This window comes from Thermodesulfobacteriota bacterium (genome assembly GCA_035325995.1).
In the GTDB taxonomy this organism is placed as follows: domain Bacteria; phylum Desulfobacterota_D; class UBA1144; order Nemesobacterales; family UBA2774; genus JADLGH01.
Genome location: DAOKYU010000009.1, coordinates 94,135 through 105,795, shown reverse-complemented (window position 1 = coordinate 105,795; position 11,661 = coordinate 94,135). Strand labels below are relative to the sequence as shown.

Here is an 11,661-nt window from a genome sequence, read left to right as displayed (position 1 = left end):
AGTCCGGAGGCGATAGAGATGAGTGACGCAGAAAGGGGGCACCTCGAAAGGATAGTGGACCAGTTCTCGAAGCAGGCGGCGCCGTTCGCCGAGCTCGACATACACATGAACGCAATGGACATGTTGATCGAAATGTCGGGCGTCGGGGCGGGCGACAATGTGCTCGACGTTGCGTGCGGGCCGGGGCTCGTCGCGTGCGAGTTTGCCCGCCGTGCTTCGCACGTTACCGGCATAGACATTACGGAGGCGATGATCGAAAAGGCGCGCGAGCTCGCGGCCGGAAAGGAGCTTACGAACGTGGACTGGGTTATCGGGAACGCAAACCCGCTGCCCTTTTCCGACGGGGAATATTCCCGCGTCATAACGCGTTACAGCTTCCATCACTTCCTCGACCCCGGGGCCGTGTTCGGCGAGATGATACGCGTGTGCAGGCCCGGGGGAAGGGTACTCGTCGCCGACGTTTGCGTCGCCGAGGAGTCTTCGGAGGAATACGACCGGATGGAGAAGCTGAGGGACGATTCGCACGCGCACGCCCTCACGGGGCCGGAATTCAGCCGTCTGTTCGGGGAATCGGGCCTCGAAGACGTGCAGTACGGCGCATACGGGCTCGACGCCGACGTGGAGCATCTGCTCGACGCTTCTTCACATGCGCCCGAACAGAGGGCCGAGGTGACGGCGATAATAGAGGGCGACATAGGCGTCGATGCGCTGGGCATAAACGCGCGCCGCGAGAACGGGAAGCTCGTGTTCACGTTCCCGATAGCGGTATTCACGGGGCGGAAGCCGGGTTAGCCGTGTCATGCCGGGAGAGATCTACACGCCGGACGATTCTTCCTTCAAGATGCGGACGAGTTTTTCCACGGCGCGCGCCCTGTGGCTGATTTCGTTCTTGAGCCCGGACGGTATCTCGGCCATCGTTTTCCCGAATTCGGGGAGGTAAAAGACGGGGTCGTACCCGAACCCGCCGCTGCCCCTGCGCTCGGTGAGTATAATCCCTTTGCACTTTCCGCTGACCACCGTCTCCTTCCCGTCAGGAGTGACGAGGGCGAGGAAGCATACGAACCTGGCGTTTCTGTTCTCCGTATCGCCGAGCTCGCCGAGGAGCTTGTCTATATTCTTTTCGTCTGTCGCGCCCTCACCTGCATACCGGGCCGAGTATACGCCCGGCTTTCCGCCGAGTGCGTCCACCGCGAGGCCGGAATCGTCTGCAAGCGCGGGCTTCCCGGAATATTTCGCGAGCGCACGGGCCTTCTTGAGCGCGTTCTCCATGAAGGTATCGCCGTCCTCGACGATTTCGGGCGGTGATTCGAGGTCGCCGAGGCCGGTTATTTTCCCTGCCACGCCGCGGAGGAGTCCTTCGAATTCCTTTATCTTTCCTTTATTGCCGGTAGCCAAAACTATTTCGTCGATCATAAGTCGTTTCCAGTTCGGGTTTATTCCGTGAGCGCTTCTTTTTGTTTTTGTATGAGCTCGTTTATTCCCTTTTCGGCGAGCGTGACGAGCTGTGAAAGCCTTCTTTTGCTGAAGGGCTTGCCCTCGGCCGTCCCCTGCACCTCGACCAGGAGGCCGGAGCCCGTCATGGCGACGTTCATGTCCACCTCTGCGGTGGAGTCTTCCTCGTAGTCCAGGTCGAGCGCGGTCTTGCCTTCGACGATTCCGACGCTGACGGCGGCTATGTAATCCTGCATGGGGCTGTCGGCGAGGACCCCGGTGCTTACGAGGTGGAGCGCCGCGTCGGAGAGAGCCACGAACGCGCCCGTTATGGCCGCGGTCCGCGTGCCGCCGTCCGCCTGGAGGACGTCGCAGTCGATGGTTATAGACATTTCGCCGAGCTTGTCCAGATTGATCACGGAACGGAGGGCGCGTCCTATTATGCGCTGTATCTCGTGCGAGCGTCCGCCTATTCTGCCCTTTACGCTGTCGCGGGTTATCCTGTCCTTCGTCGAGCGGGGGAGCATCGAGTACTCGGCCGTCACCCATCCCCTGCCCGTGTCTCTCAGAAACGGCGGAACCCTGGTTTCGACCGTCGCCGTGCAGAGGACTCTCGTCTCGCCGGTTTCTATCAGCGCGGAGCCTTCGGCGTACTTCATGACGCCGCGCGTTATCGTTACGGGCCTGAGCTCGTCCCAGTCCCTTCCACCTGATCTCATGCGTTATACCTCGCTGCCACGTTTTAAGGACAATAATATATACGAGTACGGGCCGGCGGTTAATAGGTGCGGGGCTCGGGGCAGGCGATTATTCGGGCGCCTTCTCCGCCTCTCTCGCGACGACGGGGACGAAGGGCGCTGGGCGCTCTACCTTCGGGAGGCCTAGTATCTCCCTCGCGCGGTCGAGGGCGTCGTCGATGTTCCCGAATATGTTTTCCTTCCCTATCATGTTCCAGAGGCCCGAGCGCTCGATGGCGAAGAGGGGCTGCGTGTGAACGCCGGAGAGGATGAGCGTCGTGTGGTCGCGCCTGCATCTATGGAGAAAGTCCTTAAGCGTGTAGAGGCCGGTCGCGTCGATCGCGGGGACGTTACGGAGGCGGAGTATTATGACGGGGACGGGTTTTTCTATGAGGCTGACGGATTCCTTGAACCTGTCGGCCGCGCCGAAGAAGAACGGCCCCTGTATCTCGAATACCTCGACGCCGGACGGCACGTCGCGCCTGGATATGGCGTTCGGGTCGCCGGTGTCGTCCTCGCCGTTGCCCTGGAGCTCGCGCGTCACTATGCCGACGTTGGTGACCTCGGACATGCGGCGTATGAAGAGGAGCGCCGCGAGGACTATGCCGACCTGAACGGCGATGGTCAGATCGACGAACACCGTGAGCGCGAACGTCGTCAGGAGCACCATAACGTCGCTCTTCGGGGCCTTGAGGAGCCCTATGAAATTTTCGATCTCGCTCATGTTGTAGCTGACGACGACGAGTATCCCGGCCAGCGCAGCGAGCGGGATCATCTTCGCGTACGGGGCGAAGATGAGGAGTATGAGCGCGAGTGATATGGCGTGGATGATACCCGCGACCGGGGTTTTCGCGCCGCTCTTGATATTCGTCACCGTACGCGCTATCGCACCCGTGGCCGGTATGCCGCCGAAGACGGCCGAGCCGACGTTTGCCGCCCCCTGGGCTATCAGCTCCATGTTCGAGCGGTGCCGCCCGCCGATCATGCCGTCGGCGACTGTCGCCGAAAGGAGCGATTCAATGGCAGCGAGGAGGCCGACCGTGAAAGCCGGGGCGATGAGGCTCTTCATTTTCTCTATGTCGAAGGCCGGGAGCTCGGGCGCGGGCAGGACGCGGGGAAGGTCGCCGAAGCGGCTGCCTATCGTCTCGACATCGAGTCCAAGGAGGACGGAAACTATAGTGGCCGCCCCCATTCCTATGAGCATCGCCGGGAACCTGGGGATGAATTTTCGGGTGACGAAGATGACGATTATCGTTCCTATACCGAGCCCTGCCGCGGCGGGCGTGAACGTGCCGAGGTGCTTTACGTACTCGATCCATTTGGGGATGAATTCCGCGGGCGGGGTCGGCATCCGGAGGCCGAGGAGGTCTTTAATCTGAGTCGAGAATATGACGACGGCGATGCCGGACGTGAAGCCGGTTATCACAGGGAACGGGATGAATTTTATGAGGCCGCCCATCTTGCTGAGGCCGAGGGCGATAAGGAAAAAACCGGCCATTATGGTGCAGTAGACGAGGCCGTCGTAGCCGTGCTCGGCCATGATGCCTGCGACGATGACGACGAAGGCCCCTGTAGGACCGCCTATCTGGACGCGGCTCCCGCCTAGTAAGGATATGAGGAAACCCGCGATGATGGCGGTGAAGAGGCCGCGCTCGGGCGGGACGCCGCTGGCTATGGCGAAGGCCATGGCGAGAGGAAGGGCGACGACGCCGACCGTGAGGCCGGCGAAGAGGTCGTCCATGAATGTTTTTTTACTATACGTTTCTAGGGTCGTAAACAGCTTGGGTTTAAGCATCGCTCTCCGTTGCCTTTTTTTGAATGAAATGTGGAACCTGGTCGAATAATGCGCCGGGGCTTTATCTCCGGACTGTAATCCTTAACCGCTGAGTGGCGGGCGGACTGTGTTTACGTCGGTCTTTGAAGCGGTAATGACTGGCGGATGTATATGTTTAAACGTGGTATGTACCTTCATCAGAGTTAACAAAACGAATAGCATAATTGTTCAGGGAAAAGATGGCCAGTCAAGCCTTCGATAGAGAATGTGTAAAAATAGCCCTCCCTCGCCCGGGGACAGGCTTGCCGGGATTCGGGAATAAAGGGATTAGAGAGCCGGGAAGCGGGCCTGGCGCCTGAAGAGCCACGCCGCTATCGGCATACAGATGACCGTTATGCCCGTGCACCAGACGACTGACAGCCACCCGTCGTTGCCTATCGGCGTTCCGACGAGCCAGGCTCGCATGGCCTGTATGACTATTGTGAACGGCTGGTTTTCGGCGAAAATTTTAAGCGCGGTCGGCATGCCATCGGTCGGGACAAATGCGCTCGACGCGAACGTGAGCGGCATTATGAAGATGAAGCTTATCCACTGCGCGGCCTCGAAGCTCTTTACGACGAGGCCGAGTATGGCGCAGAACCACGACACGGCGAATGTAAAGAGCAGCAGGAGCCCGAGCACCTTGAGCCATTCTCCTATATCGGCGGTCGGGCGGAACCCGACGGCGAGACCGGCCGCAACCATGATAAGGCCAGATATCGTGTTACGGAAGAGGTCGGCGAGAACGTGGCCAGTCAAAAGCGACGAGCTGTACATCGGAAGCGAGCGGAACCTGTCGATGATTCCCCGCCTGAGGTCGAGGACGAGGTTGACCGTCGTGTTGCTGGAGCCGAACGCAAGCGTCTGGACGAGTATGCCCGCGACGAGGAAGTTGACGTACGTCGTCCCGCCCGTGTCTATCGCCCCGCCGAAGACATAACGAAACAGGAGCAGGAACATCACGGGCATTATTATCAGCGAGAGGAGCTGGTCGAGGTTACGCGTGATGTGCTTTATGCTCCGCCTTGTCAGCACCCACGAATCGCTCAGCATCCAGTAGAGCTCGGAATGGCGGGCTGGTTCGACCTTGCGCGGCAGTGAAGTCATGATTTTATCCTCTCCTTTTCTTTCGCGGCTTCGGCATCCGGCGCATCGCCCCTTTTCGAATCGCTGTCGGAGTTGCCGTTCGTGTCGGCGGGCGAGGCCGCGTGGCCCGTGAGGGTGAGGAACACATCGTCGAGCGTGGGACGGTGGAGGGAGAGCGTCTCGACTTCCACACCGGCGCGTGTGAGCTTGTCTAAAACATCCTTCAGCTCGGTAACTCCACCCTTGGTGGCGACGCTTATCGTTCTCTTCTTCGGGTCTACGTAGTCGCCGTCGGCACATATGGCCCTTTGGGCGGCGGCGAAGTCGGAGCCCTCGGCTATGGCAAGCTCTATGCGTTCGGAGCCGACGCGGGCCTTGAGCTCGTCCGGCGTGCCCTGGGATATGACCGTGCCTTTGTCGATGACGACAATATCCTCCGCGAGCCTGTCGGCCTCTTCCATGTACTGCGTCGTGAGGAGTATTGTCGTGTCGCCGGCCGCAAGCTCCTTTATGATATCCCACATTATAAGCCGGCTCCGCGGGTCGAGGCCCGTCGTGGGCTCGTCGAGGAATATCACGGACGGCGACGCTATGAGGCTCGCCGCAAGGTCGAGACGCCTCCGCATGCCGCCGGAGTAGGCCTTTAGCGGCCTTTTGGCCGCGTCCACGAGGCCGAACTGCTCAAGGAGCTCGGCTGTCCTGCGTTTCGCATCGGCGACGCTCAGCCTGTAAAGCCGCCCTATCATGAGGAGGTTTTCCTCACCGGTGAGGTATTCGTCCACGGCGGCGTACTGACCTGTGAGGCCGATACTCGCCCTGACCTTATGCGCGTCCGTTACGACGTCGTGGCCGTTTACTGTGACTCGTCCATCGTCGGGCTTGAGCAGCGTGCTGAGTATGCGGACCGTAGTCGTCTTCCCCGCGCCGTTCGGGCCGAGGAGTCCGAAGACGGAGCCACGCCTGACGGAGAAGTTTATCCCTTCGAGTACGCTCAGCTTCCCGTAGGACTTTCGGAGCCCTTCGACTACGATCGCATTATCCATAAGTTATTCGAGTATGCCCGCCGCGTAAAGATGCGCATTCCGTTAATTTTCCCGCCGCGTCAGGTTATAAAGGATGCAGGACGGGCGGCGAGTTTCAAGTGGCTCGCCGCGTCCCGGGCGGACAATTGGACGCCCCTTCAGTAGGCCGACGCCTCGTCCAGCCGCGACATGTCTTCGGAATCGAGCCTGAGCCCGGCCGCCTCGGTGAAGGATTTCAGATGATCGGTCCTGGTCGCGCTCGCGATCGGCGCGGTTACGGGCGGCTTGGCCATGAGCCATGCGAGGGAAACGGCGGCCTGCGAAACGCCGTGCTTTTCGGCCGTCTCGTCGAGGGCCCTGAGTATTCGCATCCCGCGCTCGCCGAGATAATCCTTTATGCCCCGTCCCCTGACGCTCTTGCCGAGGTCGGCTTCGCTCCTGTACTTGCCCGTGAGAAAGCCCCTTGCCAGTGCGAAATAGACTATGACCCCGAGGCCGTGCTCTTTACAAACCGGCCCCACGCCCTCTTCGAACCCCTGACGGTCGTAGAGGTTGTACTCGGGCTGGAATACCTCGTATCTCGGGAGGCCCTTGGCCGCACTCGCCGCGAGCGATTCCCTGAGCCTTTCGGGGGAGAGGTTCGACGCCCCGATCCACCTGACCTTTCCGGCCTTGATGAGCTCTTCGTGGGCCGAGAGCGTTTCCTCGACGGGCGTGACGTCGTCGTCCTGATGTGTGAAGTAGAGGTCGATATGATCCGTCCGGAGCCTCTTGAGAGAGCTATCGACCTGCTTCAGTATATATTTCCTGCTGATATTCTTTCCCTCGCCCATGTCGTAGCCGACCTTGGAAATGAGGAGTATATTGCCCCGGTTGCCGCGCTCCTTCATCCACTTGCCGATTATCGTTTCGGACTCGCCGCCTTCGTTGCCGCGGCCCCAGCGGGAATAGACGTCGGCCGTATCGACGGCGTTGAACCCGAGCCCGGTGAATTCGTCGAGGACGGCGAACGACTGTTTCTCGTCTATGGTCCAGCCGAATACGTTGCCTCCCATGACGACGGGAGCCGTGTATAAGTCCGAGTTTCCGAGTTTTCTCATTTCCATGGTTGCATCTCCTCCGGGGAATTGTGTCGAAAATAGTTTACCGGACTATGAAGTAACCCCCACTCTTACCCTCCCCCTGCTTACAGGGGGAGGGAATTATATCAGGGGGCCGCTCTATCCCGGCCGGGAGCCGTGCCCTTCCGAAACTTTTGCCCCATCGCTGAATCAAATTAAATAGAAATAAGGATTGACACGATAACCGGCGTCGGAGATACCTAGGCATATGCCTAACAATAATATACAGCTCGACAGTGTGTTTCACGCGCTGTCAGACCCGACGCGGAGGGCTGTTCTCGCGAGGCTCGGAAGGGGGCCGGCAGCCGTGAGCGAGCTTGCGAGGCCGTTCGACATGGCCCTCCCCTCGTTCACGCAGCACCTGGGGGTGCTAGAGGAATGCGGGCTCGTGAGCTCGGAGAAGAAGGGGCGCGTGAGGACGTACAGGATCGCGCCCGGGCCGCTCGAAAAGGCGGGGACGTGGATCGAAAAACAGAGGGCGCTCTGGGAGAAGCGCCTCGATCAACTCGACAATTTCTTATATGAACTCAAGGAGAAAGAATGATGGCAAGCACTAAATATAATCTGGACCCGAAGCTCGACCTTATACTCGAACGAGTGATCGACGTGCCGAGGGAGCTCGTATGGAAGGCGTGGACGACGCCGGAATACGTGACGAAGTGGTTTACGCCCGCGCCGTGGCAGACGGTGGACTGCAAGATAGACCTCCGCCCCGGAGGGCTTTTTTATACCGTTATGCGCTCGCCCGAGGGAGAGGACTATCCGAATATAGGCTGCTTTCTGGAGGTCGTCGAGAATGAGAAGCTCGTCTGGACGGACGCACTCCAGGAGGGCTATCGCCCGGCGGACAAGGTTGGCTTCATGACGGCCTTCCTTCTGCTGGAGCCTCACGGCAGCGGGACGAAGTACACGGCTATCGCTATTCATCCTACGGAAGCGGGCAGGAAGCAGCACGAGGAAATGGGGTTCCACGAGGGATGGGGAACGGCGCTCGACCAGCTCGTGGCGTTCGTCAAAACTCTCCAGGCTTAACGCGGCATAATAAACAGCCTGAAATTGTAGAATATCTTCCAACACCCGGCCCCGTACCGCCCGTGGGGCCGGCCTTTTTATCCTCCCGGAAAATTAGCATGTCCCGGTCGGGCTTTTTCGCTCGTCATTATATACAGAGGCGGGAAAAGGCCTCTAAAATCCATTAGTATTGAGAGGAGAAGCCATATGTCACATATAACACCACGTATGCAGAACCCGGCGGTTGTAGTGCCCGACGCTATGCAGGCGCTTTTCACGCTTGGGACGGCCGCGAAGAAGGCGGGCGTCCCTATGAAGACGCTCAATCTCGTTTATCTCCGCGCGAGCCAGATAAACGGATGCGGATTTTGCGTGGACATGCATTCACGCGAGATGAAGAGAGCGGGTGAAACCGACGAGCGAATCTTCGGAGTGGCCGCGTGGCGTGAATCGCCGCACTTTACGGACGAGGAGCGCGCGGCGCTTGAATTGACAGAGGCCGTGACGAGGATTAACGACAGGGGCGATGCAGTGCCGGACGACGTCTGGCGGGAGGCGGCCAATTATTACGACGAAACCGGGCTCGGGGCGCTCGTCGTCAATATCGGGCTCATCAATTTCTGGAACAGGGTGAACGTCGCGACGAGGCAGCCCGCCGGGGCGCAGATACCGGTCGTGAAGGCGAAGTCCGGAAAGGGACTGGCCGCGTGAATAGATGTTAAAATCAGGAAGAGACCGCTAAAGGAGAATAAAATGGCAGATTTTATATATCTCTTCAGGAGTAATCCCGAGGCGTGGAAGTCGATGTCGCCCGAGCAGATGCAGCAGACCATCAAGAAGTGGAGGGAGTGGGTAGATGGAATCGAGAAGAGCGGCAACCTGAAGCTCACGGGCGAAAGGCTCAGCGAGAACGGGAAGGTAGTCAAGGGTAAAGCGAAGGCAGTTACGGACGGGCCGTATGTAGAGGTTAAGGACTTCATACAGGGGTACATGGTCGTGAGCACCGAAGACCTGGAGCAGGCGGCGGAGCTGGCCAATGGGTGCCCGATCCTAGAAAGCGACGGTTCCGTCGAGATCCGCCCGTTCATGAAGATGTAGGGGCCGCCGGTGTCGTGATGACCGACACGAAAGACGTATCGGGGCTCGTGGACCATCTGTTTCGCCGTGAGGCGGGGAAGATGGTTTCGTACCTGACGAGGGTATTCGGTGTTGGCAACCTGCGCATGGCCGAGGACGTCGTGCAGGACACGCTCCTCCGGGCTCTGGAAACGTGGCCCGTTTACGGCGTGCCCGAGAACCCGCCCGCGTGGCTGATGCGCGTCGCGCGGAACAGGGCTATAGACATCGTGAGGCGCGACGGACGGTTCCGGCACATCGCGCCCGGGCTGGAGCGCGAGCTTGCGCCGGTCGATTCTCCGCCAGGAGAGGATGCGGCATTCGCCGGCGAGATACGGGACGACCAGCTCCGTATGATGTTCTCGTGCTGCCACCCTGCCCTTTCGACCGAGGCGCGTATGACGCTAATACTGAAGACCCTTTGCGGGTTCGGCGTCGCCGAGATCGCCCATGCGCTTTTAGTGAGCGAGGATTCGGTAGAAAAGCGGCTCACACGGGCGAGGAATGTCCTCCGCTCGTCGGGCGAATTCGTGGAGATAGCGACCGCGCCGGACATACCCGGGCGCCTGGAGGCCGTCTACCGGGCGATATATTTACTGTTTAGCGAAGGATATCACGGCACGAGGGCGGAAGAGACCGTCAGGGAGGAGCTTTGCTTCGAAGCGATTCGCCTCGCGCTGCTTTTGAGCGAACACCCGGAAAGCGCCGGGCCGCGGACGCACGCCCTGCTCGCGCTCTTTTGTTTTCAGGCGGCGCGGCTTTCGGGGAGGACGGGCGAGGACGGCGGGCTCGTCCAGCTAAGGATGCAGGACCGCTCGAAGTGGGACAGGGATTTGATCGGCAGGGGGTTTTATTTTCTGACGATGTCGTCTTCCGGGGAAGAGCTCAGCGAATTTCACATCGAAGCGGGCATAGCGGCCCTTCACTGCTCGGCCCCTTCGTACGAGGAGACGGACTGGGGGAAGATACTCGGGCTTTACGATACGCTTTACGGCATCGCCCCTTCGCCGATTGTGGCGCTTAACCGGGCGGTAGCTTTGGGGAACGCGTTCGGGCCAGACGAAGGGCTGGCCGAGATCGGGAAGATCCCGGATTCGGAGAGGCTTAAAAACTATCCGTTTTACGAGGCGTCGCAGGGGGAGTTTCATCTTATGGCGGGGAGGAGGGAAGAGGCGGCGAGGCATTTTGAGAAGGCGGCCGAGCTTGCGAGGAGCCCTGCGGAGAGGGAGTTTTTTGGGAGGAGGGTGAGGGAGTGTGGTTTTTAGCTGACAATTGCAGAAACTTTGCAGTTGCACCTTACCAGAAACGCTTACGTGCAAAGGCCTGTCCGGAACCGGATTTCAAATAGCGTTCGAATTCCTGTGCTTTAAATTTGTCGGAAAAGGCAAGGTAAGTTACAAGTTTCCAGGGGATATACTGCGCCGTATGTGACGCTCTGCCGGCGTTATGCCTTTGCAGGCGTTCTTTTAAATTTTGGGTACATCCTATGTAGCGCCGGTCAGGATGGGATTCGTTTTGAATCAGATATACATAGAACATGTTGATTTGCAGATTTATCCCCCTTCGCCGTTCCCTTTTGCTGAAGCTTCGAGGAATAAAGGCTGCGTGATGGGGCGTATGTCAGGGGGCCTGTCCCCCTTCGCTGAAGCTACGGGCGACACCACATTGCTTTGATAAGCCATAGGCTAAGTTTTCGATAAGAGCGTTTCAACTGATTGCACCATCCGAATCTCGAAGGGGTATGCAGTATGTGTTAGGTTTTTGTCCCCCCTTCGCTGAAGCTACGGGTGACACCACCCTCGCTCTACGAGCTTCGGGTGGTGGAGGGAACGACGACCTACCGCAAAACAGTCTCAAAGCACGCGCTCCTCGTAACTCCTTGATAATAAACGCCGAAGTCATCTCCCACAACCACTTCCCGTCAACCCGACCAGAGAAACGATTTTCTCCCCTGATTTCCAAGCACCGGACGAGGGTGACGGGTTTGTAGTAAAACCGCATACCTGGCGTCGAGCCGCAACAACTTCGAATCCGGTTTTCGGACGCCGGTTCGGTTCCCAAAACCGGAATCGAATTGGCCCGAGCATCACCCCTTCGGCGGATATGGATCGTTCCCGTGGCTGTCCTTGTTCTGGATCTTCCCATCCTTGCCGTGGATGTAGAACTCGGTGCCTTGGTTCTGGCTGATCTTGCGCCCGGCATCGACGGCATCCTGCTTCTTGTCGAAGTGGCCGCTGCTACGGGTCGCGCCGTCTTTCTTGACGTCCCAGCCGCCGTCGGCGTTGGGTACGACATGATGTGATCCTGGTTTCTTTGGCATGGTT

At 59.2% G+C, this 11,661-nt stretch carries 14 protein-coding genes; 6 read left to right on the top strand and 8 right to left on the bottom strand.

Translation table 11 applies throughout. The features are described from left to right. The first annotated feature begins 18 nt into the window (after nucleotides 1–18). Nucleotides 19–792 (top strand): methyltransferase domain-containing protein, encoded by a 774-nt coding sequence (locus PKC29_12290; protein ID HML96196.1) that lies wholly within the window; start codon nucleotides 19–21, stop codon nucleotides 790–792. Between the two features lie 21 nt (nucleotides 793–813). Here the strand turns inward: PKC29_12290 and PKC29_12285 are convergent, their stop codons facing one another. The 6 genes from PKC29_12285 to PKC29_12260 all read right to left on the bottom strand — a co-directional run bounded on the left by PKC29_12285 (nucleotide 814) and on the right by PKC29_12260 (nucleotide 7,195). Beyond that, the gene (locus PKC29_12285; GenBank protein HML96195.1) at nucleotides 814–1,413 is read right to left on the bottom strand and encodes an XTP/dITP diphosphatase; all 600 of its coding nucleotides are present in this window, start codon (nucleotides 1,411–1,413) and stop codon (nucleotides 814–816) included. Between the two features lie 20 nt (nucleotides 1,414–1,433). Further along, nucleotides 1,434–2,150 (bottom strand): ribonuclease PH, encoded by a 717-nt coding sequence (gene rph / locus PKC29_12280; GenBank protein HML96194.1) that lies wholly within the window; start codon nucleotides 2,148–2,150, stop codon nucleotides 1,434–1,436. Nucleotides 2,151–2,238: 88 nt separating this feature from the next. Then, nucleotides 2,239–3,963 carry a sulfate permease gene (gene sulP, locus PKC29_12275; GenBank protein HML96193.1) on the bottom strand — a complete coding sequence of 575 codons (1,725 nt, stop codon included), beginning with the start codon at nucleotides 3,961–3,963 and terminating at the stop codon, nucleotides 2,239–2,241. A gap of 306 nt (nucleotides 3,964–4,269) precedes the next feature. Then, entirely contained in the window at nucleotides 4,270–5,088 is an 819-nt protein-coding gene (locus tag PKC29_12270) for an ABC transporter permease (protein HML96192.1), read from the bottom strand. Continuing rightward, on the bottom strand, nucleotides 5,085–6,110 hold the full coding sequence (locus PKC29_12265; GenBank protein HML96191.1) for an ATP-binding cassette domain-containing protein: 1,026 nt from the start codon (nucleotides 6,108–6,110) through the stop codon (nucleotides 5,085–5,087). The genes PKC29_12270 and PKC29_12265 overlap by 4 nt, the downstream gene beginning before the upstream one ends. A gap of 137 nt (nucleotides 6,111–6,247) precedes the next feature. Beyond that, nucleotides 6,248–7,195 carry an aldo/keto reductase gene (locus PKC29_12260; GenBank protein HML96190.1) on the bottom strand — a complete coding sequence of 316 codons (948 nt, stop codon included), beginning with the start codon at nucleotides 7,193–7,195 and terminating at the stop codon, nucleotides 6,248–6,250. A 223-nt stretch (nucleotides 7,196–7,418) separates the two neighbouring features. On the opposite strand from PKC29_12260, the gene PKC29_12255 reads away from it, so the two are divergent. The 5 genes from PKC29_12255 (at nucleotide 7,419) to PKC29_12235 (ending at nucleotide 10,602) form a co-directional block, all read left to right on the top strand. After that, nucleotides 7,419–7,754 (top strand): metalloregulator ArsR/SmtB family transcription factor, encoded by a 336-nt coding sequence (locus PKC29_12255; GenBank protein ID HML96189.1) that lies wholly within the window; start codon nucleotides 7,419–7,421, stop codon nucleotides 7,752–7,754. Continuing rightward, nucleotides 7,754–8,242 carry an SRPBCC family protein gene (locus PKC29_12250; protein HML96188.1) on the top strand — a complete coding sequence of 163 codons (489 nt, stop codon included), beginning with the start codon at nucleotides 7,754–7,756 and terminating at the stop codon, nucleotides 8,240–8,242. Before PKC29_12255 ends, PKC29_12250 begins: the two co-directional genes overlap by 1 nt. A 195-nt stretch (nucleotides 8,243–8,437) precedes the next feature. Then, entirely contained in the window at nucleotides 8,438–8,932 is a 495-nt protein-coding gene (locus PKC29_12245) for a carboxymuconolactone decarboxylase family protein (GenBank protein HML96187.1), read from the top strand. Between the two features lie 42 nt (nucleotides 8,933–8,974). Then, nucleotides 8,975–9,319, top strand: a complete 345-nt coding sequence (locus PKC29_12240; GenBank protein ID HML96186.1) for a YciI family protein — start codon at nucleotides 8,975–8,977, stop codon at nucleotides 9,317–9,319. A gap of 17 nt (nucleotides 9,320–9,336) precedes the next feature. Continuing rightward, the gene (locus PKC29_12235) at nucleotides 9,337–10,602 is read left to right on the top strand and encodes a sigma-70 family RNA polymerase sigma factor (protein HML96185.1); all 1,266 of its coding nucleotides are present in this window, start codon (nucleotides 9,337–9,339) and stop codon (nucleotides 10,600–10,602) included. Nucleotides 10,603–10,633: 31 nt separating this feature from the next. Here the strand turns inward: PKC29_12235 and PKC29_12230 are convergent, their stop codons facing one another. Together PKC29_12230 and PKC29_12225 are read right to left on the bottom strand one after the other, a co-directional pair. After that, nucleotides 10,634–10,876, bottom strand: coding sequence for a GIY-YIG nuclease family protein (locus PKC29_12230; protein ID HML96184.1), 243 nt, complete (start codon nucleotides 10,874–10,876; stop codon nucleotides 10,634–10,636). 547 nt (nucleotides 10,877–11,423) lie between these two features. Continuing rightward, complete coding sequence (locus PKC29_12225; protein HML96183.1) at nucleotides 11,424–11,657, bottom strand: DUF2188 domain-containing protein; 234 nt, start codon at nucleotides 11,655–11,657, stop codon at nucleotides 11,424–11,426. Between the last annotated feature and the right edge of the window lie 4 nt (nucleotides 11,658–11,661).